At 68.7% G+C, this 21,410-nt stretch carries 17 protein-coding genes and 1 pseudogene; 8 read left to right on the forward strand and 10 right to left on the reverse strand.

The features are described 5' to 3' along the window. The first annotated feature begins 422 nt into the window (after positions 1-422). A complete protein-coding gene (locus tag PKH97_RS00420; protein WP_324385417.1) occupies positions 423-1,214 on the forward strand; it encodes a thymidylate synthase in 792 nt (263 codons plus the stop codon). Positions 1,215-1,258: 44 nt separating this feature from the next. Here the strand turns inward: PKH97_RS00420 and PKH97_RS00425 are convergent, their stop codons facing one another. Continuing rightward, a complete protein-coding gene (locus tag PKH97_RS00425; protein WP_324385418.1) occupies positions 1,259-1,966 on the reverse strand; it encodes a GNAT family protein in 708 nt (235 codons plus the stop codon). 219 nt (positions 1,967-2,185) lie between these two features. Continuing rightward, positions 2,186-2,473: a GNAT family N-acetyltransferase gene (locus PKH97_RS00430; RefSeq protein ID WP_324385419.1), complete on the reverse strand. Its 288-nt coding sequence runs from the start codon at positions 2,471-2,473 to the stop codon at positions 2,186-2,188. Positions 2,474-2,572: 99 nt separating this feature from the next. Here PKH97_RS00430 and dapA point away from each other — a divergent pair, with 99 nt between their 5' ends. The 6 genes from dapA to PKH97_RS00460 all read left to right on the forward strand — a co-directional run bounded on the left by dapA (position 2,573) and on the right by PKH97_RS00460 (position 13,148). Further along, entirely contained in the window at positions 2,573-3,460 is an 888-nt protein-coding gene (dapA, locus tag PKH97_RS00435) for a 4-hydroxy-tetrahydrodipicolinate synthase (protein WP_324385420.1), read from the forward strand. Continuing rightward, on the forward strand, positions 3,457-5,142 hold the full coding sequence (locus PKH97_RS00440; RefSeq protein ID WP_324385421.1) for a ribonuclease J: 1,686 nt from the start codon (positions 3,457-3,459) through the stop codon (positions 5,140-5,142). Before dapA ends, PKH97_RS00440 begins: the two co-directional genes overlap by 4 nt. Positions 5,143-5,167: 25 nt before the next feature. Continuing rightward, positions 5,168-9,127, forward strand: coding sequence for a phosphoribosylformylglycinamidine synthase (gene purL, locus PKH97_RS00445; RefSeq protein WP_324385422.1), 3,960 nt, complete (start codon positions 5,168-5,170; stop codon positions 9,125-9,127). A gap of 19 nt (positions 9,128-9,146) precedes the next feature. Further along, positions 9,147-10,142, forward strand: a complete 996-nt coding sequence (locus PKH97_RS00450) for a DUF2889 domain-containing protein (RefSeq protein WP_324385423.1) — start codon at positions 9,147-9,149, stop codon at positions 10,140-10,142. Between the two features lie 33 nt (positions 10,143-10,175). Next, entirely contained in the window at positions 10,176-12,395 is a 2,220-nt protein-coding gene (locus tag PKH97_RS00455; RefSeq protein WP_324385424.1) for a hypothetical protein, read from the forward strand. Positions 12,396-12,482: 87 nt separating this feature from the next. Then, positions 12,483-13,148 (forward strand): response regulator transcription factor, encoded by a 666-nt coding sequence (locus PKH97_RS00460; protein WP_324385425.1) that lies wholly within the window; start codon positions 12,483-12,485, stop codon positions 13,146-13,148. 13 nt (positions 13,149-13,161) lie between these two features. Here the strand turns inward: PKH97_RS00460 and PKH97_RS00465 are convergent, their stop codons facing one another. From PKH97_RS00465 to PKH97_RS00475, 3 genes are all read right to left on the reverse strand, one after another. Further along, positions 13,162-13,422, reverse strand: coding sequence for a metal-sensitive transcriptional regulator (locus tag PKH97_RS00465; RefSeq protein WP_324385426.1), 261 nt, complete (start codon positions 13,420-13,422; stop codon positions 13,162-13,164). Positions 13,423-13,567: 145 nt separating this feature from the next. After that, entirely contained in the window at positions 13,568-14,302 is a 735-nt protein-coding gene (locus PKH97_RS00470; protein ID WP_324385427.1) for a sulfite exporter TauE/SafE family protein, read from the reverse strand. Positions 14,303-14,324: 22 nt separating this feature from the next. Beyond that, positions 14,325-16,160: a carboxyl transferase domain-containing protein gene (locus tag PKH97_RS00475; RefSeq protein WP_324385428.1), complete on the reverse strand. Its 1,836-nt coding sequence runs from the start codon at positions 16,158-16,160 to the stop codon at positions 14,325-14,327. A 164-nt stretch (positions 16,161-16,324) separates the two neighbouring features. Between PKH97_RS00475 and PKH97_RS00480 the strand changes: the two genes are divergently transcribed. Next, positions 16,325-17,965: an MBL fold metallo-hydrolase gene (locus PKH97_RS00480; RefSeq protein ID WP_324385429.1), complete on the forward strand. Its 1,641-nt coding sequence runs from the start codon at positions 16,325-16,327 to the stop codon at positions 17,963-17,965. A gap of 7 nt (positions 17,966-17,972) precedes the next feature. Here the strand turns inward: PKH97_RS00480 and PKH97_RS00485 are convergent, their stop codons facing one another. From PKH97_RS00485 to PKH97_RS00505, 5 genes and pseudogenes are all read right to left on the reverse strand, one after another. After that, positions 17,973-18,785 (reverse strand): SDR family oxidoreductase, encoded by an 813-nt coding sequence (locus tag PKH97_RS00485; protein ID WP_324385430.1) that lies wholly within the window; start codon positions 18,783-18,785, stop codon positions 17,973-17,975. Positions 18,786-18,868: 83 nt separating this feature from the next. Next, positions 18,869-19,207, reverse strand: coding sequence for a P-II family nitrogen regulator (locus tag PKH97_RS00490; RefSeq protein WP_324385431.1), 339 nt, complete (start codon positions 19,205-19,207; stop codon positions 18,869-18,871). Then, a complete protein-coding gene (locus PKH97_RS00495; RefSeq protein ID WP_324385432.1) occupies positions 19,204-19,431 on the reverse strand; it encodes a hypothetical protein in 228 nt (75 codons plus the stop codon). Before PKH97_RS00495 ends, PKH97_RS00490 begins: the two co-directional genes overlap by 4 nt. A gap of 83 nt (positions 19,432-19,514) precedes the next feature. After that, positions 19,515-20,369: pseudogene (locus tag PKH97_RS00500) on the reverse strand (ammonium transporter); the annotation flags it as partial. 151 nt (positions 20,370-20,520) lie between these two features. Then, positions 20,521-21,410: FAD/NAD(P)-binding oxidoreductase (locus tag PKH97_RS00505; RefSeq protein ID WP_324385433.1), on the reverse strand; the 890-nt coding region annotated here is incomplete at its 5' end.

Here is a 21,410-nt window from a genome sequence, read left to right on the forward strand (position 1 = left end):
GCACCCGGAACTCGTGGAGGTAGGCGCGTAAGGACACCGGCTGCATCGCCTCGTGATGCTCGAAGACGGTATGCAGCCCGAGCACCACCACGTCCTCGCCAAAGGTCTGACTTAAGCGGATGGCCTGGGAGATGCCGTCAGAACGTACCCGGGGCAGAGCATCTAGAAGGCCTCAATCGCGATCACCCGGCCGCGCAGGGCGGCCAGGGACTCGGCCGGCGTGCCCTGATCCACTCGACAACGTCGAGTTCGCCGATCGGGCCGAGGTTGGGCAGATGCTGCATGGCGGTGCTCCTCGGGCGCTGGCGGGATGGTCATGGCATTGTCCCGATCCTCGCCGTGACAAATGGTGGATTGGCTACGGGCCCGGCCCCGCCGCACGGTGGGGCGCGCTCGCGGGTAACCCGACTACGCTCCGGGGCATGCAGGCATACCTCGATCTGATCCAGCGCGTGCTGGACGACGGCGTCGAGCGGTCGGACCGAACCGGCACGGGCACGCTGGGGCTTTTCGGGCATCAGATGCGCTTCGACTTAAGCGCCGGCTTCCCGGTGGTGACCACCAAGCGGTTGCACCTGCGCTCGATCTTCGGCGAGTTGCTGTGGTTCCTACGCGGCGACACCACTATCGGCTGGCTGCACGAGCGCGGGATCACCATCTGGGACGAATGGGCCGATGCCGACGGCAATCTCGGGCCGGTCTACGGCTATCAGTGGCGCTCCTGGCCCACGCCGGATGGGCGCCATGTCGACCAGATCGCCGCGGTGATCGAAGCCATCCGGCGCAACCCCAACAGCCGGCGGCACATCGTCTCGGCGTGGAATGTCGCCGACGTCGATCAGATGGCGTTGCCACCATGCCACGCGCTCTTCCAGTTCCACGTCGCCGAGGGCCGGCTCTCGTGCCAGCTCTACCAGCGCTCGGCCGACATCTTCCTCGGTGTGCCGTTCAACATCGCCTCGTATGCCCTGCTCACGCACCTCGTCGCGCAGCAGACCGGCCTGGAGGTGGGCGACTTCGTCCACACCCTCGGGGACGCCCACCTCTATCTCAACCACCTCGATCAGGCCCGCGAGCAACTGACCCGTGAGCCCTATCCGCTGCCGACGCTGCGCCTGACGCCGCGCGCATCCATCGACGCCTACGACCTGGGCGACATAGAGCTGATCGGCTATCAGGCGCACCCGAGCATCAAGGCCCCTATCGCTGTCTGAGCGATTCTGCGCCGGAACTTAGATTTGGCTAGACGAGGGAATCGTCAGCCTCCCGTCGCCGCGCGGATCTGCTCCAGGGTCCGCACCTGGCGCCCGGCGTCATCGAAGTTCGCGCGGTCCAGCCACGCGGCATAGGCCGATCGCAGCGCCGGCCATTCGGCGTCGGTGATCGAGAACCAGTCGGTGTCCCGGTTGCGCTCCTTGTAGACCACCGCCTGCCGGAAGCGGCCCTCGTAGGTGAACCCGAGCCGCGCGGCCGCGGCGCGTGACGGCTCGTTCAGGCTGTCGCACTTCCACTCGTAGCGCCGATAACCCAGGTCGTCGAAGACGTGCTGCATCATCAGCACCATCGCCTCGGTCGCGGCCGTCGTGCGCTGCAGCGCCGATGCATAGACGATGCCGCCGACCTCGGCCGACCCATTGGCCGGATCGATCCGTAGGTAGCACGCGACCCCAAGCCCCGCGCCGTCCGGTCCGCGGACGGCGAGCGGCACGGCGGCGGGCAGGTCCAGGAGGCCGGCGACATACGCCCCGAACTCGGGCCAGGCCATCCGGGATGGGTGGGGGTAGTAGGTCCAGATGCGCGGGTCGCTCTCGGTGACCATCGGCGCATAGAGCAGACCGGCGTGCGCCTGCGTCAGCGGTTCCAGCCGGACGTGCCGCCCGGTCAGCGTCACCGGCTCGATCGCCGGCCGCGGCGTCCACCCGGGCACCGCAGGTCCGATCGGCTGTCCGAACTCGTTGTGCGGCATACCGATCAGCGTATGCCGTGGCTCACCCCGGCCGCGTCCCCTCCGCCGGCGCCTGGTCGACGTCCGTCCACACCTCGGTCAGCTCGATCAGAAGGTCTCTGCGGTGTGGACGAGGGTGCAGCTGAAGGTCGCATCGAGCAGGTGGGCAATCCGGCCCAGTCGTGCGCGTCGATCACGGCGCACAACTGCCCGAGAACGGCGGCCGCGTCGAAGGGCGGTTCACCCATAGACGAGGGGAATGTAGTCGGGATGCTTGGCGATCCACGCCTTGATGAACGGGCACTGCGGCTTCACCTTGTGCGTGCCCTCGGCCCGCACGGCGTCGAGGGCAAACCGCGCCAGCGCGGAGCCGACCCCCTTGCCCTCGAACGCCGGGTCGACCTCGGTGTGGGTGAACACCATCAGCTCGTCGGTGCGGATGTAGTCGGCGAAGCCGGCGAGCACACCGTCGACGTGCACCTCGAAGCGCTTGTCATCGGGGTTGTCGGTCACGATCACGTCGGTCATGGCGATCACCGTATGCCGTTAGCCCACTCGTGGGCACCGGCCGGTCCGCATCGTGCCGCCTTCGCCGGGTGCCGCCGGGGAAGCGCCTACCCTGGAGCTATGACGACTTCCCCCTTCGGCCGGGTCCTGACCGCGATGGTGTCCCCGATGACGCCCGATGGTGAGTTGGACCCGGTCGGCACCAAAGCGGTCGTCGAACACCTGCTCGCGACCGGGCACGACGGGATCGTCGTCAACGGCACGACCGGTGAGTCGGCCACCTTGACCTCGGCCGAGTCGATGGAGATGGTCGAGTGGGTCATCGAGGCCGCGGGGGAGCAGGCACAGGTCGTCGCCGGAGTCGGTAGCAATGACACCCGGCACGCCGTTGAGATGGCCAAGCTCGCCCGGGACGCGGGCGCCGATGCGCTGCTCCTCGTCACCCCGTACTACAACAAGCCCACCCAGGCCGGCGTCCTCGCGCACTGCCGGGCCGTCGCCGACGCGACCGATCTGCCGGTGCTGCTCTACGACATTCCCGGTCGCACGGGCATACCGTTCGCCACCGAGACCCTGATCGCCTTGGCCGAACACCCGAACATTCGCGGCGTCAAGGACGCCAAGGGCGACCTGTGGGCGGCCACTCACGTCATGGCCGCCACCGACCTGCTGTGGTTCTCCGGCGCGGACGAGGTCAACTTGCCTTACCTCGCCCAGGGCGCTACCGGCATCGTCAGCGTCGTCGGCCATATCGCCGGTCGCCGGTATGCCGACATGGTCACCGCGGTTGACGCCGGTGACCTCGCGACCGCCCGCCGCATCCATCTCGACCTGCTGCCCATCGTCGATGCGCTCATGACGACCAGCCAGGGTGCGATCATGGCCAAGGCCGCTTTGACGGAGCTCGGGATCATCGAGCACGCCACGGTCCGCCTGCCCTATGTCGAGTCCCCGCCGGAGCACCTAGAGATCTTGCGCGCGGCCCTCGCCCTGACCGACCTGTCGTGATCCACCCGCATCCCGAGCTCGGCCTGCCCGCGCCGCTGCGTCGGGGGGGTGTCCGGGTGACCCCGCTCGGCGGCCTCGGCGAGATCGGCCGCAATATGACGGTCGTCGAGCACGCCGGCCAACTGCTCGTCATCGACTGCGGTGTGCTTTTCCCCGACGACAGTCACCCGGGCATCGACCTGATCCTGCCGGACTTCGAGTCCATCGCCGACCGGCTCGATGACGTCCAGGCGATCGTGCTGACCCATGGCCACGAGGACCACATCGGCGGGGTGCCCTATCTGCTGCGCCTGAAGCCCGACATCCCCCTGATCGGAAGTCAGCTGACCCTTGCGCTGATCGAGGCCAAGCTCAAGGAACATCGGATCACGCCCTATTCGCTCACCGTCAGCGCCGGCCAGCGCGAGCAACTCGGGGTCTTCGACTGCGAGTTCGTCGCGGTCAACCACTCCATCCCCGACGCCCTCGCGGTCGCGATGCGCACGCCCGGGGGGACCGTGCTGCATACGGGCGATTTCAAGATGGACCAGCTGCCGCTGGACGGCCGGCTGACCGACCTGCGAGCCTTCGCGCGGTTGGGCGAGGAGGGCGTCGACCTCTTCCTCACCGACTCCACGAACGCCGAGGTTCCCGGATTCGTCAGCCCGGAGCGGGAGATCTCCTCCGCGATCGACAAGGTCTTCCGGCACGCCGAACGGCGGATCATCGTCGCCTGCTTCTCCTCGCACGTCCATCGCGTCCAGCAGGTGCTCAACGCCGCGGAGAAGGCCGGCCGCAAGGTCGCCTTCATGGGCCGGTCCATGGTCCGGAATATGGGGATCGCCGCCGACCTCGGCTACCTCCACATCCCCGAGGGCGTGGTCGTCGACGTCAAGAAACTCGACCAGCTCGCCGACCGTCAAGTCGTGCTCATCTGCACCGGGTCGCAGGGCGAGCCGATGGCAGCCTTGTCGCGGATGGCCAATCGCGAGCACCAGATCGACGTCGGCCCAGGCGACACTGTGCTGCTCGCCTCCTCCCTGATCCCGGGCAACGAGAACGCGGTCTATCGGGTGATCAACGGCCTGATGCGCTTGGGCGCCAATGTGATTCACAAGGGCAATGCCCGCGTCCACGTCTCCGGGCACGCCGCCGCGGGTGAGTTGCTCTATGTCTACAACCTTGTCCAGCCGCGCAATGTCATGCCGGTGCACGGCGAGTGGCGCCACCTGGTGGCCAATGGCGAACTCGCCATCGCCACCGGGGTGGGCCGCGACCACGTGGCTGTCGTGGAGGACGGCATCGCCGTCGATCTTTACAAGGGCAGGATCAAGATTGCCGGCGCCGTGCCGTGCGGCTATGTCTATGTCGACGGCTCCTCGGTCGGGGCCGCGGACGACGCCCTGCTGAAGGATCGCCGCATCCTGCGCGACGAGGGCTTCATCTCGATCATCGTCGTCATCGACTCCGACACCGGCAAGGTCATCGGCGGCCCCGAGATCACCGCGCGCGGCTTTGTCGAGGACGCCGAGATCTTCGAGGACATCCGCCCGCAACTCGAGCGAGTGCTCGACGAGGCCACAAGCTCCGGGACACGTGACATCTATGCACTGCAGCAGGTGATCCGTCGCTCGGTCGGCAGTTGGGTCGGCCGCAAGATCCGTCGCCGGCCGATGATCATCCCAGTCGTCATCGAGGCCTGAGTTCCCCACGGAGAGAAGCGAATCAATGTCAGCAGCCGGGCTCCGCGACGAAGCCCTGACGATCTTCGAGGGCGGCAGCGCGCTCTCCGATTTCCGGGCCCGCGGCCTGCTTGCGCGCGTGCAAGCCGTCGCGCCAGGCGTCAGCGGCCTCGCGGCTCGGCATGTTCACGTGGTCGCCACCGAAGCGGCGCTGACGGGCGCCGAGCGCGATCGCGTCGGCCGCCTGCTCACCTATGGTCCGCCGTATGCCGGCCCCCGCGCCGACGAGGGAACTCTCGTCGTCGTCACCCCCCGTCTCGGGACCATCTCTCCGTGGTCGAGCAAGGCCACCGATATCGCGCGCAACTGCGGCATCGCGATCCACCGCGTCGAGCGGGTCACCGAGTACGTCCTGACCGGGCGGCAGCTGACCGAGCAGGAGTGGGCCGCATGTGCTGTACTTTTGCACGACCGGATGACCGAGAGCGCCTTGCCCGGGTTGGACGCTGCCGCAGCGCTTTTCGCGGCTCGCTCGGCCCAACCGATGGAGTACGTCGACGTCCTCGGCGCCGGGCGGGAGGCGCTAGCGGCGGCGGACGCGGCATACGGGCTCGCCCTGTCTGACGACGAGATCGACTATCTCGTCACGGCCTTCACCGGACTCGGGCGCAACCCAACCGATGTTGAGTTGACGATGTTCGCCCAGGCCAACTCCGAGCACTGCCGGCACAAGATCTTCAATGCCGACTTTGTCATCGACGGACAGGCGCAGCCGCGATCGCTCTTCGGGATGATCCGGCACACCGAGGAGGTCGCTGGCGCCGGGACGATCGTGGCCTACAAGGACAATGCCTCGATCATGGCCGGGTCGGTGCGCTTGCGCTGGCTGCCCGAGGGCGTGCCGGACGCCCCGAGCCGGTATGCAGGGCGCGACGGGGAGGTTCACGTGCTGATGAAGGTTGAGACGCACAACCATCCGACCGCCATCTCGCCCTTCCCCGGTGCCGCCACCGGCGCGGGCGGCGAGATCCGCGACGAGGGGGCAACGGGCCGCGGGTCCCAGCCCAAGGCCGGGCTGACCGGTTTCGCCGTCTCCGACCTGCGCATCCCCGGAGCCGAAGAGGCTTGGGAGAGCGAAGCATTCGGCGCACCTGGTCACATCGCCACCCCACTGGACATCATGATCGAGGCGCCGCTGGGTGCAGCTGCCTTCAACAACGAGTTCGGGCGGCCGGGACTCGGCGGCTTCTTCCGCGTCTTCGAGCAAACCGTCGACGGCGTGCACCGCGGCTATCACAAGCCGATCATGAGCGCCGGGGGTCTGGGCTCGATCGACGCCGACCAGACCGAGAAGGTTGCCTTCCCCGATGGGACCCTCCTGGTGCAACTCGGCGGGCCCGGGATGAGGATCGGGATGGGCGGTGGGGCGGCTTCCTCGATGGCCGCCGGCGCGAATGCCGAGCACCTCGACTTCGACTCCGTCCAACGTGGCAATCCCGAGATGGAGCGGCGCGCCCAGGAGGTCATCAACCATTGCTGGTCGCTCGGCGCCGCCAACCCGATCTTGGCGATCCATGACGTCGGCGCGGGCGGGCTGTCCAATGCCTTCCCCGAATTGGTCGACGGCGCCGGGCTCGGCGCACGCTTCGACCTCAACTCCGTGCCGGCCGCCGAGAGTGGCCTCTCGCCCAAGGAGTTGTGGTCCAACGAGAGCCAGGAGCGCTACGTCCTGGCCATCGCCCCCGCGGACTTCCCGCGCTTCCAGCGGCTCGCCGAGCGCGAGCGTTGCCCCTATGGCGTTGTGGGAGTTGCCCGTTCGCACGGGAAGCTGCAACTCAGCTATGACGTGGAGGGCGAGCCCGGCGAGGAGTTCGCGGTCGACATGCCGATGGAGGTGCTGCTCGGCAAGCCGCCGCGGATGACCCGCGACGTCACCCGCATCGCCCGAGCCGGGGACGACTTCGATGCCAGCGGAGTGGACATCCGGGACGCGGCCTACGCCGTCCTTCGCCACCCCAGCGTCGCGAGCAAGCGCTTCCTGATCACCATCGCCGACCGGACGGTCGGCGGCCTGACGCATCGCGACCAGATGGCCGGTCCCTGGCAGGTGCCGGTGGCCGATGTCGCGGTCACCCTGGCCGACCACGCCGGCTTCGCCGGCGAGGCGATGGCCAGCGGGGAACGGATGCCGCTGGCCGCGCTCGACGCGCCGGCCTCCGGGCGGATGGCGGTCGGAGAGGCCCTGACCAATCTGCTCGCCGCCCCCATCGAACGTACGCGAATCAAGCTCTCCTGCAACTGGATGGCCGCGTGCGGCGAGCCAGGGGAGGACGCGGCGCTCTGCGACACGGTGCAGGCAGTGGCCATGGAGTTGTGCCCCGCGCTAGGGATCGGCGTGCCCGTCGGCAAGGACTCATTGTCGATGCGGACCAAGTGGACCGACCCTGCGAGCGGGGAGAGCCGTCAGGTCACGTCCCCGGTCTCGCTCGTGGTGACGGCCTTCGCGACCCTGGACGACGTCCGCGGCACCCTGACTCCCGCCCTGCCCGCACACAGCGCCCTCCTTCTTGTCGACCTCGGCGCCGGTCGCAACCGGATCGGTGGGTCGATCCTCGCCCAGACCCAGGGTGCTTTCGGTGCCGACGTCCCCGATCTCGACGACCCAGCGCGTCTGGTCGCACTCATCGACGCGGTCAATGCGTTGCGGGACAAGGGCCTTCTGGTCGCCTACCACGACCGATCCGACGGCGGCCTGTGGGCCGCCCTGTGCGAGATGGCATTCGCCGGCGGCACCGGGGCGAACATCGACCTCGCGTCCCTCACGGTGCCCGATGACCGGGCGGCGACCACGCGCGCGCTGTTTGCCGAAGAACTCGGGGTGCTGCTCGGCATACGGCCCGAGGGGGTGCGCGCAGCCTTGGCCGTGCTCACCGACCACGGTCTCGGCGATCTGACCCACCTCCTCGGCGGGGCCACGACAGACCTCGCTCCCGACACGAGCGCCGACGCCCGCGTCCGTGTCACCGCAGCGGGCCAGCCCCTCATCGACGAGCCGCTCGCGGACCTGGCACTCGCCTGGGACGAGGTGTCGTGGCGGATCAGCGCACTGCGCGACAACCCCGAGTGGGCCGACGAGGAGCACGCGAGCCTCGCCCGGCTCGGCGACCCAGCCACCCGGCTCATCGTCGCGCCCACCTTCGACCCGTCCGACGACATCGCCGCGCCCTATCTCAATCTCGGCGCCCGGCCCAAGGTCGCCATCCTGCGTGAGCAGGGCGTCAACAGCCACGTCGAGACGGCGTTCGCCTTCGACAGGGCGGGCTTCGACGCCTACGACGTGCACATGACCGACCTGATGACCGGGCGGGCGAACTTGGGCGACTTCACCGGCCTGGTCGCCTGCGGCGGCTTCTCCTATGGAGACACGCTCGGCGCCGGTGAGGGCTGGGCCCGCTCGGTGCTCTTCCACCCCGAGCTGACCGACGCCTTCCACGACTTTTTCCACCGGCCCGACACCTTCGGCCTGGGCATCTGCAATGGCTGCCAGATGTTCGCCGCCGTCGCCGATCTCATCCCCGGCGCCGACGCCTGGCCGCGCTTCACCCGCAACCGCTCCGAGCAGTATGAAGCACGACTCTCCCTCGTCGAGGTCCTCGACTCCCCGTCGGTCTTCTTCACCGGTATGGCCGGCTCCCGCCTGCCGATCGCCGTTGCCCATGGCGAAGGTTTCGCCGACTTTGCCGCCCGGGGCGACGAGAGTGCCGTATGCCGTTCCCTCCGCTTCGTCGACGCCACCGGCGCCGTCGCGGGCACCTACCCCGGCAACCCCAACGGCTCCCCGGGCGGCCTGACCGCGGTGACCACCCCGGACGGCCGCTTCACCGCGATGATGCCTCACCCCGAGCGCGTCCAGCGCAATGTTCAGCTGTCGTGGACCGACGGCCCGCCGGCGCAGGAGAGCCCCTGGCTACGGATGTTCCGTAACGCCCGGGTCCGGGTCGGCTGAGGGGTCTTGGGGGCGCGCCGTGATCCAACTGGCCGGGCCGACCGAGCGGGCACCGGCGCGCCGACTCGGCTCGATCCGACGCACGACCAGTCTGGACCTCCTCCCGGGCGATGACGGCGCGCTGGTCATGTCCGGCCGAGCCCGCGACCTGGTCACGCGGCGCGACGGGTCGGCCGCGGTTGTCGCATCCGGCCTGCTGAGCCTGCACATCGGTCCCGACCGGCGCGTCGCCAAGGCCAGCCTGCATCCGTATGCCGATCGCGCCCCGGCTCTGGTTGGCCGCAGCGTTGCCGCGGGTTTCCGGACGTGCGTCTACCGGGTCCTTCCGGAAGAGTATGACGCCGGGTCGCCCCTGCACCTCTTGCTCGACGACGTCGCGGGTGGGGTCGTGATCAGCGGCTTCACGCGGCGCGTCGCTCCCGACCCGGCTGCCGGTGCGGAACGGGCGACGAGGTCTCCGGTCGCCCGCCGCCTCGATGTGTGCATCGGCTGGGCTCGCGACTCGGACGCCGCACGGCGACTGGAGCGCACCGGCATACCGCCGGCGCCCGACTGGACTCCACCGGCGCCTGACCTCTATGCGGACGATCCGGTGGGCAGTCATACGACCCGGCCGCTGCCGATCGGGGGCATGCGGCGGGCCCGCCGACTCGATGTCCGGCGCGACGACAGCGACCCATCCACCCTGCACGCCGAAGTCGCCTTCCGCGACACCTTTGTCGATGTGCATGGTGAGGTGCGCATTCTGCACGAGTACTCGGCGCGGATGACCAGCTGCGACGGCCGGGTGGTCAGCGCGCTCGGCATCACGCCGCACGTTCTGCCGCACCGAGAATGTCCGGCTGGAGCGGCAAGTGGCAGCAGGGCCATCGGCCATCCACTCACCGCTCTGCGCCAGTGGGTCTCCCTCGAATTCTTCGGCCCGTCGACCTGCACGCACCTGAACGACCTGCTGCGCGGACTGAGCGATGTGCCCACTCTTGACACTACTTTGACAAGACGGCTGCACACCTAGGACGGCAGGTGCCTACCCGGCCAGTCTGACCATATGGGCCGAGCGCTGGACGATTTGAGCATCTCGATGCTGCGTGGTGCCGCTGCGGCGGCGCTGGTCGCGTGTGTCGTCGGCCTGATCGACTTGCTGACCCTGGACGCACAGTACGCCCTCGCTCCGAACGCCGCAGCGCTGTTCGTCTTCGCCCTCGCCACCGGTTGGCTGATCGAGGGGACCATGCGTCGTCCGCTAGATCGCCGGCCGGTCCGGGTGCTGAGCCTGCTGGCGCTCGTCATGTTGCTCATCCAGCCCTGGCTGCTCGGTCCATTGCGCCCCAGTGTCGAGTACCCCCCGGTTTGGCACATCATGATCGTCGGCCTGGTCGCGGGGGCGGTGAGCCTGCCGGACCGGCCCTATCTCGCGCTTGCGGTCCTGGCAGCTGCCGGGGTGGCGATTTCGCGGGTGCATCAGAGAATGTCAACGGTTCAGTCGTTGGCCGAAGCCGCGCTCTTCCTGCTCACCTGCCTCGCCGCGATCACGGCGATCGAGGCGTTGCGGCGGTCGGCCAGATCGATCAGCGCGGCGACGACCGACCTGTGGCAGTTCCACGAGGTCGCGGCCACGGAACGGATGCGCGAAAGCGAGCGCATTCGGATGGATGCCATCGTCCACGACCGCGTGCTCGCGGCCTTGTTGCTGGCCGCCCGCGGGCCGGACGACGGGACCGCTGCGGGGGTGGCAGCGAGCGCCATTGCGGATTTGGAACCCGCGCACGGGGATCCCCAGGATCGCCCGCAAGAAACCTGGGCCGGGATCATCGCGGCGGCCGGCGAGCGTCTCGGCTTGCGCGTGGAGACACGCACCCACGGGGCGTGGACCAACGACAACGCGGGTGAAGCGATCACGGATGCCACGCTCGAGGCCTTGCGGAATGTGGCGCGTCACTCGGGTAAACGGGTTGCCGTCGTCCACGCCCGCTTTACCCCGCGCCTGGCTCGGGTCAGTATCAGCGACCCAGGGAGGGGCTTCGACATTACCGAGGACACCGGACGATCCACCGGTATGGACACGAGTATCCGGGCCCGCATCGAGGGCGTGGGAGGCCACGCGCACATCACCTCGGTCCCCGGACAGGGAACTCGGGTGGTCATCTCGGTCCCGCGTGCCAGCGCGGCACCCACACTGCCTCCCGCCCGGATGGATCGTTCGGCATTCGGCCTCGTGGTGCTCTTCGCCGCGGCCGCCACGATATGTCATGGCGTCATCGGCGCTGCGCACTACGGCCGGACGAGCGTTGTGGTGGCGGTGATCGCCGGCACGGCGGCCATTCTCGGCCTGCTGTTCGTCACCTGGCGAGCGCCGCATACGCGCTGGGTTCAATGGGGCATTTGCGTGGGCGCACTGGTCATCGTCGGCGCGCTCGCGACGACCGTCGGCGACCCGATGCGGCCGGACTGGCAGTGGTGGTTCGTCGGCGCCCTGGACGGCGTGATCGCCGTGCTCGCGTTCCGCTTCAGCGGGCGGGTCGCACTCGTGACGGCCCTACTGGTCCCGCCGGTGATCGCGCTCGTCGTGTTGGCGAGCGGACGGCAGCCAAGCATCTCGGCGATCTCCGACTCGGCTACCCAACTGCTCATGTATGCCGTCCTGGGTGCCGTCCTGCGCCGCGGTCTAGGCCGCGCCCGCAACCGGATCGCCAGGCTGGCCAGGGCCACCTTCGAGGCGCGTCGCGCGGAGTTGGCGCTGGAAGCCCGCGCCATGGCTGCCGAGGAGCGCCGCGAGGCCCTCGGGGCCGCCGTCATCCCCATGCTCCGGGTGATCGTCCGGGGTCCCTTGACCCGCGAGGAGAGGTCGGCCGCGGTTCGTCTCGAAGCCGCCGTGCGTGACCTGCTCGTCGCCCGTCGCGTTGTGGACGGCCCGTTGGCCGCCCTTCTGGATCAGACCCGGCGCCGCGGAGTTCGCGTCGAACTCGCGATTGCCTCCCGCATGCCGGACGCTCAAGTGGTCGATCTGCGCAAGGTCTTGATGACCACGCTGCCAACAGTGCCGGACGGCAGCCTGGTCCGCGCGACGTGGCACGCGAGCTTCGACGACGATCCCCAGCCCGCCCGGATCGTGCTCATCCTGCCCAGCGCCTCGGCCGCCAAGGGCCAACTGGCGGCCCTGCGCACAGCGCACCTCGAGGAACTCGTCAGCCTGCGCAATGACGACGAACTGCTGATTCTCACCGTCCTCGGGGCACCCGGGGAGCAACGGCTTCCGTGCAACCGCTGACCCCAAAAGGAAGGACTGGTCGTGTCGCTTGCGCCCACATTGGATTGGCCTAGACCACAATTGCTGTCGCCCGAGCCAGGGAGTCCGATGTCGACAAAGCCCATAAGTTTGGTCGCGATCGACGACCATCCGCTCATCTTGATGGGTATCGCCGCGGCGCTCACACAGCAGGCCGCCGGCATCGATTGGCTCGGCTCGGCGTCCTCACGCGCTCAACTCAATGCCTTGGTCGTCAGCCTCGCCGCACCGCCCGACATCGTGCTTTACGACCTACACCTTTCCGATGACAGCGATCCCGCGGAAGGCATCGCGTGGGCCGCGGCACTAGGGATCAGGCCGATCGTGCTGACGTCGGAGATTCGCCCGGTTCCGATCAGATCGGCCGTGGCGGCAGGTGCGCGGGGCGTGATCCTCAAGGCCGACCCGGTCGAGCGGATGGTCGAGGTGATCCGAACGGCCTACGCGGGGGATTTCGCGGTGTCGGGTGACTTGGCGTTTGTGCTGGCCAACGACGAAGTGATGGTCCCGCGCCTCGCGCCGCGTGAACTGCAGGCCTTGCGCCTGTTGGCAAGCGGAGTGCCGCGCAAGGCCATCGGCCACCAGATGGATCCGCAGGTCGAACTCTCCACGGTCGTGACCTACTTCAACCGGATCTGCAAGAAGTATCAGGAGCTCGGCAGAGAGGTCCGGTCTCCCTTCGAGGCCATCCATGCCGCTTCGGCCGACGGCTATCTGGAGACGCCCGACCTCTGACGAACCGCGGCCATCACGCGAGGGAAAGGAAGAGCTTCTCCATCGCGTCGACATCCATCTCATGTCCGGCGGGGTCGGTGATGCACTGGCGCAGGCCGAGGGCGATCACCGCGAAGCCGGCTCGGTCCAGCGCCTTGGAGACGGCAGCCATCTGGGTGACGATGTCGCGGCACTCACGGCCGTCCTCAATCATCTTGATGATCCCGCCGATCTGCCCCTGGGCGCGCTTGAGCCGCTTGAGGACCGACTGCATCTCTTCGGGGTCGAGTTCCACGCTCGCCTCCCTTTCGGTGGTCAAATCTCGAAGAGATCATACCCACCCCCGTATGCCGTAACGAGCGTTGGCGACCACGATCGCGATCGCTAGGTGACTCTAAGGAATCGGTGAGAATCAGGCATACGACACGATCGTGGGCCGCCTAGGCGCGCAGGAGGAGGCCGGCGGCGGCGACCGCCGAGGTAAGCAGGACGGCGATGTCGAAGTGCGCCTGGCTGATCCGTTTGATCGTCGCGTAGCCGAGGAGCGCGCCGATGAGGATCGCCGGGGACAAGGCAGCGGCCCGGCCGAGGTCGCGCCAATGCATCAGGCCGAGCCCGACCGAGAAAGGCACCTTGATCAGGTTGACGATCAAGAAGAACCACGCGTTCGTCCCGACGAAACGGCGCTTCTCGATCCCCGCCGCCGAGAGATACAGCGCCATGACCGCACCGGCCGCGTTGGCCGTCATCGTCGTGAAGCCGACCCCGGTACCCGCGCTCCAGGCCGCTACCGGGTGCTCGTGGGCCGTGCTCATCAGCTCACCCGCGCGGGTTTTGAGCCACAGCTGGATCGCGACGAGCACGAGGATGACGATCCCGATGCTGAGTTTGAGCGTGTGGTCGTCGACGATTCGCAGGAAGGCCGACCCGAGCGCCAGGCCGACGACGATGGCGGGCAGCAGGCGGCGGATCAGCGACCAGTCACCGTCGCGGCGATAGTGCCAGCAGGCGATGACATCCCCGACGATCAGGAGGGTCAGGATCGCGGCGGTCGACTCCTTGGCCGGGAGGATCGCGGCAAATATCGCGACACTGACCACGGCCAGGCCACCGAGGGCGGTCTTGGAATAGCCGATGATCAGCGCCGCGAGAATCATCAGCGCGATCGTCCCCATGCGAAAACGCTAGGGCCTGGAATCACCAGGTGTCGACAAAGCGATGGGCGCGGTTCGCGTCGATCGCTTTGCCCGCCAGGGCTGTCCGGATCCGGTCACGCGTCTCCGCCGGATCGATGACCTCGTCGATCTCGCCCAGCATGGCCGCGTTGATGGCACGTCCCTGCTCGTATGCCCGCTCCACCAGTTCGTCGAAACGCCTCGCACGCGCATCGTCGTCGGTGAGCGCCGCGAGTTCTGTGGCATAGCCGAGCCGGACGGCGCCCTCGAGTCCCATCGCCCCAACCTCGCCCGTCGGCCAGGCGAGGGTCGCGGCCGTCTCGCGGAAACCACCGCCGGCCATCGCCTGGGCGCCAAGGCCGTAGGCCTTGCGCAGCACGACCGTCACGACCGGCACGCGCAGGTTGGCCCCAATGACGAACAGGCGGCTCACGTGCCGCACCGATCCGGTGCGCTCGGCGTCCGGTCCTACCATGAAACCCGGTGTGTCACAGAGCGAGACGATGGGCAGTCCGTGGGCATCGCACAGTTGCAGGAAGCGGGCCAGCTTGTCGGCGGCGTCCGAGTCGATCGCCCCGCCGAGGTGCCCGGGGTTGTTGGCGATCAGACCCATTGGCACGCCCTCAATGCGCACAAGCGCCGTGATCGCTCCGGGGGCGAAGGCGGCACGCAACTCGAAGACGGCGTCCTCGTCGGCGAGGGCGCGGACGACGGCCCGCACGTCATACGGAGTCTTGCGCTTCTCGGGCACGAGATGCCGCAAGCGGCGCTGGTCACCGGCTCGCCAATCTCCTTGCGCCCCTTGGAAGTAGCTCAAGTAGTCACGAGCGGCGGCCATCGCGGCCTCGTCGTCATCCACCACGACATCGACCACGCCATTGCGTGTCTGGACCGACATCGGGCCGATCTCCTCGGCCGCGAACCTGCCCAAGCCGCCGCCCTCGACCATCGCCGGCCCGGCCATCCCGATGGTCGAGTCACGGGTGGCGATCAGCACGTCGCACACGCCGGCGAGGGCCGCATTGCCGGCGAAGCACCGGCCGGTGACGACCGCAACGGTGGGCACCCGTCCGCTCAGGCGGGCCATGCTGGCGAAAGTCTCTACATCCAGTCCGCTGGCCACGATGTGCGTGGCATCGACGTCACCCGGCCGGCCGCCGCCGCCCTCGGCCAGCAGGACGACGGGCAGGCCCTGGGCGCGCGCGATCCGCAACGCGCGGTCGGTCTTCTTGTGGTTGAAGTAGCCCTGCGTCCCGGCGAGCACCGTGTAGTCGTAGGCGAGCACAAGGCACTCGGCCCGCTGCTGCGCCTGGGCGCCGATGCGCCCGATGCCGGTGACGATGCCGTCAGCCGGAGTCATCGCAATGAGTTCCTCCAGTTCGCGACGGCCTCGTTGCGCCGCAACGGGAAGGCTCCCGTACTCCACGAAACTCCCCGGCTCCGTGAGCGCGGCGATATTCTCGCGGGCCGTTCGATGCCCGCCCGTATGCCGTTTGGTCACCGCCTCGGGCCGCGACGCGTCAAGGGTGAAGGCCTTTCGCTCGAGCACGGCCGCCAGGTCACGTCGGATGTGGTCGAGGTCCGTATCGTCAGTCGTAGCGTCGGTGTGGGGCACCACGTGATCCGTCGCAGCCACCGTGGCGAGGACGTCGTCAACGCGGACCTGGTCGCCGACGGCCGGCGAGACCTGGACCAGCGTCCCGGCGAACCCTGCGGCGACCGGGTGCTCCATCTTCATCGACTCCACTACCAGGACGGTGCTCGTGGCAGCGACGACGTCGCCGGCATGTCGCAGGACCGCGACGACCGTTCCACCCAGCGGTGACGTGATCGCGTGGACATCCCCTGCGGAACTCATCGGCCAGCCTCTCTGCTTCCGCTCGCGGCCCCGGCGACGACCGGAGACACGGATCACCAAGCGGGCCGCCAGGCTATCCGGGTTACCTTCTGCTGCCGCCGATCGGGTGGGGGCATAGCCTTCACGAAGGCAGGGCGCCGCGGCCCCGCCGAAGGAGCATCACCATGTCGGCCGAATCCCTGACCTTCCTCGGCGCCGCCCGAACCGTGACTGGGTCGAAATACCTCCTTCAACTCGGCGAACGCCGCATCCTGATAGACGCAGGCATGTTTCAGGGCGAGAAGCAGTGGCGCCTGCGCAACTGGGAGGACTTCCCTGTGCCTCCCGACACCCTGACCGACATCGTGCTGACCCATGCGCACATGGACCATTGCGGCTACCTCCCGGCCCTGGTCAAGAACGGTTTCGACGGGCCCGTCTGGTGCACCGCGGGCACGGCCGCCCTTGCGGCAATCGTGTTGCGGGACTCGGGCTTTCTCGCCGAGCGCGAGGCGCGGGACGCGGCGGCGGGCGGCTGGTCCAAGCACACGCCGCCACTGCCGATCTACACCAGCGCAGACGTGGAACGCACCCTGCCCCTGTTGCACCCGGTCGATTTCGACACGCGGGTCGACCTCGGCGAGGGGGTCGGCGTGGTCTTCACGCGGGCCGGCCACGTCCTCGGCTCGGCCTCGGTGACGGTGCGCACGCCGCATACGTCGATCGTCTTCTCCGGCGACCTCGGGCGCCACGACCACCCGGTCCTGCGTCCGCGCGACAAGCCTCCGGGGGCCGACTACGTCGTCATGGAGTCGACCTATGGCGATAGGGAACACCCCGAGCCGGCCAACCTGGCGCACGAGGCTCTGGCCGACGCAATTCGGCGCACGGCCGCCCGGGCAGGATCGGTCCTCATCCCGGCATTCGCGATCGACCGCACCGAGGTGGTGCTGCGCACCCTCGCCCAGTTGCGCGCTGACGGGCGGATCCCGGCGTACCTACCGATCTATGTCAACAGCCCGATGGCGACGGCGGCCCTGGAAGTCTATCGACGGGCGACCGCGGAGCTGCGCCCGGACATCGACATCGGCGAGTTCACCCGCATGGACAACGTCCATCTGGTCGCCTCGGCCGAGGAGTCGATGGCGCTGACCGCCGGCCGCCACCGTGACCCGTGCATCGTGATCTCCTCCTCGGGCATGGTCAACGGCGGGCGGGTGCTGCACCATCTGGAGCGGATGCTGCCCGATGCCCGCAACACCATCGTCCTGACTGGCTACCAGGCCGTCGGCACCCGTGGCCGAGCTCTCATGGAAGGTGCCACGCAACTGAAAATGCACGGCAAATACCTCCCCGTCCGTGCGGAAATCGTTGCCGACCAGGAGTTTTCTGTGCATGGCGACGCATCCGACCTGATCGACTGGGTCCGCGAGTTGGACCCGCAGCCGATCACGGTCTTCGTCACCCATGGCGAGGAGAAGGCGGCCGAGCAGTTCGCCAAAAGGCTCCAAAGAGAGCTCGAGCTGACCGCAGTCGTGCCGGCCTATGGGGAGCGAGTGGCCCTGGATGCCAGGGCGCCCGATGCCGGCGTCGTGGCCTCGCCGAGAGCGTCGGCGGTGACCAACGCGCGGGCGCTCGTCGAGGCGCACGCCAGCGCTGTCGGAGCGACCACGAGTTCTGCCGTCGCCGCCCTCGACCGGCAGCTACCTCGCGTCGACGGTCTGGACGGTGCGCGGATCGAGAGCGACCTGACCGTGCACGCCGATACGCCGGAGACGATCACCCTCACCGGCACGATCACCATCCGATTGCGCGGCGACGGTTGACACCTGGTCAGCCCTGAACCAGCGCCGCCATCTTCTTGGCGATCAACTCGGTGGCCCGCCGCGGGGCCAGGCGGGCCAGAGCATCGAGCCCGCGCGCGTCCTTGCCGACCAGGACCCGATAGCTCCCCTTCTCCAGGCCCTTGAGGATCTGCTGCGCGGCGTCGGCCGCCGATGTCATCGGCATCGGCGGATCCTGGGCGGCCGCATCTTCGCCACCGGGGATCGAAACACCGCTGTTCTCGGTGATGTGCGTCGACACGGCGCCGGGGAAGACGACGGTGACAGCGACCGGGGTCGTGCGCAGCTCGGCATACAGCCCCTCGGTGAACAACTTCACGGCAGCCTTGCTCGCGCCATAGATCGTCTGGCCGGGCACCGGCGCGAAGCCGCCCATGCTGGAGACGTTGACGATCGCGGCTTCCGGCCGGGTCAGGAGCACGGGCAGAAAGGCCTTGCAGGTGTTGACGACGCCCCAGAAGTTGACGTCCATCACCTTCTCGATGTCGAGATAGTCCAACTCGGCGAACGGCACGAAACGCTGGATGATGCCGGCGATGTTGAGCAGCCCGTCGACCTGCCCGTGGGCCGCGATCACGGCGTCCGGCAGGGCGGCCACGCCGGCACGGTCGGCGACGTCGAGCGGGTGCGTGGAGAGCCGGCTGGCATTGGTCCCGGCCAGTGCCGTCGTCTCGGCCAGGCCCTCGTGGCGCAGGTCCACCGCCGCCACCCGAGCGCCGCGGGCGAGAAGGGCGAGGACCACCTCACGACCGATCCCGTTGCCGCCCCCGGTCACGACGAACACCTTGTCGCGCAATCGCATTGCTGCCTCCTTGCCGCTGGGCTCACGACCCGGCCGGGCCGTGCTGAGCGCCCACAATCATCGTATGTCGCTGCTCCGCGACCCTAGATGGCGGCCTCGCCGGTCTCCCCGGTGCGGACGCGGACGACCGACTCGACCGGCACGACCCAGACCTTGCCGTCGCCGATCCGGCCGCCGCGCGCGGCACTGACGATGGCCCGAACGATGTCCGCGCTGTCGTCATCCTCGGCTAGCACCTCGACGCGGACCTTGGGCACGAAGTCGACGACATATTCGGCGCCGCGATAGACCTCCGAGTGCCCGCGTTGCCGGCCGTGGCCGGCGACCTCGCCGATCGTCATCCCTTCGACGCCCAACGCGGTGAGCGCCGCGCGCACGTCCTCGAGTGCATGCGGTTTGATCACGGCGGTCACCAGTTTCACAGGTCGTCCTCTCGGAGGGTGGTCAGATTGGCGAGCAGGCCATGCCCGCTGGCCCGGCCGGCAGCCGTGGCGTGCAGTTCGTATGCCGTTTCCCCGTGCGCAGCGAGGTCGATGCCGCCCACCTCGTGGTCCTTGGTGATCCGGAAGCCGATGGTCTTCTCGATGAGCAGCCCGAGCAACCCGGACATCGTGAACGCAAATGCGAGGACGACGCCGGCCCCCATGGCTTGTTTACCGAGCTGGGTGACCCCCCGCCATACAGCAATCCGGCGACGCCGGTCGGGGCGGGCTTGGTGGCGAGCAGGCCGATGCCGAGCGTGCCGACGATGCCGCCGACGAGGTGGACGCCGACGACGTCCAGGGAATCGTCATACCCGAACCGGTACTTCAGGCCGACCGCCCAGCAACAGATCGCACCGGCGACCGCGCCCATGACCATGGCTCCGATGGGCGAGAGCGAGCCGCACGAGGGCGTGATCGCGACCAACCCACCGACGAGGCCAGACGCTGCACCGAAGGAGGTCAGCACGCCGTCGCGGAGGCGCTCGACGATGAGCCAGCCGGCGACGCCCGTCGCGCCGGCCAGCAGGAGGGTAGCGAAGACGATCCCGGCCGTATGCCCCGCAGCGAGCGCCGAGCCGGCAGTGAAGCCGAACCACCCGAACCACAGCAGGCCGGCGCCGAGCATGACATAGGTCAAATTGTGCGGACGCATCGGATCCTTGCCGAATCCGACGCGTTGCCCCAGCACGACGGCTAACGCCAAACCCGATGCGCCGGAACAAATCTCGACCGCTGTGCCGCCGGCGAAGTCGATGACGCCGATGCGGTTGGCGAGCCAGCCTCCGACGTTCCCGTCATGCGAGATGTCGAAGACCCAGTGGGCGACGGGCGCGTAGACGAGCACTGTCCACGCCCCGACATAGATCAGCCACGAGGTGAACTTTGCGCGGTCCGCGATGGCGCCGGAGATCAGCGCACCGGTGATCACACAGAAGAGGCCCTGGAAGACCGCGAACAGGATGGTCGGATAGGTGTGGCCTTGGTCGGCCGCCTCGGTCAGTAGGCGGCTCAGGCCGGCGTACTGCGTCGGGTTGCCGATCAGGCCCTGTCCGGTGTCGTCGCCGAAGGCGAGCGAGTAGCCGAAGAGGGTCCAGATCACGAGGATGACGACGTCAGAAGCCAGGCGGTGTCGCCGGAGTCGATGGTCGGCGACGCGGCATGGCGTGGGCAAGGAGCGCGGTCACGAAGGCGGAGCATATGCCGCCCGCCCCCTTCTGCGGCAGCCCTGTCTCATCCCGAGTGGCTGGGGATCACAGGGACGCGGCCAGGCGGGTGCCCTGGTCGATGGCCCGCTTGGCGTCGAGCTCGGCCGCGACATCGGCACCGCCGATCAGGTGGGTGGAGACGCCCGCATCGAGCAGAGCGTCCAGCAGCGTGCGCTCGGACTCCTGCCCGGTGCAGAGCACGACATTGTCGACGTCGATCACGTGCTCGGTCTCGCCGATCCGGAAATGCAGACCCGCGTCGTCGACGCGGTCGTAGGTCACGCCGGCGACGAAGCGGACGCCACGGTTCTTCAGCTCCGTGCGGTGGATCCAGCCCGTCGTCTTGCCCAGACCGGCGCCGAGCTTGCTGTCCTTGCGCTGCATCAGCGTCACCTCGCGGGGCGGAGTCTCCCGCACGGGTTCGGCCAGTCCGCCGGGGGTTCGGTGCTCAGGGTCGATGCCCCAGACCCGCAGGAAGTCATCGACGTCGGTGGGGTCGGCGCCGCTGTCGGTGAGGAACTCGGCGACGTCGAAGCCGATGCCGCCTGCGCCGAGGACAGCCACGCGTTGCCCCACGGGCGCCTTGTCCCGCAGCACGTCCAGGTAGCCCAAGACCTTGGGATGATCGAGTCCGTCGATCTCGGGGATCCGGGGCGTCACACCGGTGGCCAGGATCACCTCGTCGTATGCCGCGTCCACCAGCTCAGCCACGCCGACCCGGGCGCCGGTGCGCACGTCGACGCCGTGCCGGTCGAGCTCGTGCGCGAAGTAGCGCATGGTCTCGTCGAACTCCTGCTTGCCGGGGATCTCGCGAGCGACAGTGAGTTGTCCGCCGATCCGGTCGGCGGCCTCGTAGAGCGTGACGGCGTGTCCGCGGCTGGCTGCCGTGCTGGCGGCGGCGAGGCCGGCCGGGCCGGAGCCGACGACGGCGATCC

Origin of the sequence: Nostocoides sp. (genome assembly GCF_035343835.1) — a bacterium.
Classification (GTDB): domain Bacteria; phylum Actinomycetota; class Actinomycetes; order Actinomycetales; family Dermatophilaceae; genus Nostocoides_A; species Nostocoides_A vanveenii.

Bases quoted from the DNA above. Each gene is read 5' to 3' on its own strand.
- PKH97_RS00455 (WP_324385424.1), top strand. From the start codon at position 10,176: ATGGGCCGAGCGCTGGACGATTTGAGCATCTCGATGCTGCGTGGTGCC.
- purL (WP_324385422.1), top strand. From the start codon at position 5,168: ATGTCAGCAGCCGGGCTCCGCGACGAAGCCCTGACGATCTTCGAGGGC.
- PKH97_RS00485 (WP_324385430.1), bottom strand. From the start codon at position 18,785: ATGCGATTGCGCGACAAGGTGTTCGTCGTGACCGGGGGCGGCAACGGG.
- PKH97_RS00460 (WP_324385425.1), top strand. From the start codon at position 12,483: ATGTCGACAAAGCCCATAAGTTTGGTCGCGATCGACGACCATCCGCTC.
- PKH97_RS00495 (WP_324385432.1), bottom strand. From the start codon at position 19,431: ATGGGGGCCGGCGTCGTCCTCGCATTTGCGTTCACGATGTCCGGGTTG.
- PKH97_RS00480 (WP_324385429.1), top strand. From the start codon at position 16,325: ATGTCGGCCGAATCCCTGACCTTCCTCGGCGCCGCCCGAACCGTGACT.
- PKH97_RS00475 (WP_324385428.1), bottom strand. From the start codon at position 16,160: ATGAGTTCCGCAGGGGATGTCCACGCGATCACGTCACCGCTGGGTGGA.
- PKH97_RS00470 (WP_324385427.1), bottom strand. From the start codon at position 14,302: ATGGGGACGATCGCGCTGATGATTCTCGCGGCGCTGATCATCGGCTAT.
- dapA (WP_324385420.1), top strand. From the start codon at position 2,573: ATGACGACTTCCCCCTTCGGCCGGGTCCTGACCGCGATGGTGTCCCCG.
- PKH97_RS00430 (WP_324385419.1), bottom strand. From the start codon at position 2,473: ATGACCGACGTGATCGTGACCGACAACCCCGATGACAAGCGCTTCGAG.
- PKH97_RS00420 (WP_324385417.1), top strand. From the start codon at position 423: ATGCAGGCATACCTCGATCTGATCCAGCGCGTGCTGGACGACGGCGTC.
- PKH97_RS00425 (WP_324385418.1), bottom strand. From the start codon at position 1,966: ATGCCGCACAACGAGTTCGGACAGCCGATCGGACCTGCGGTGCCCGGG.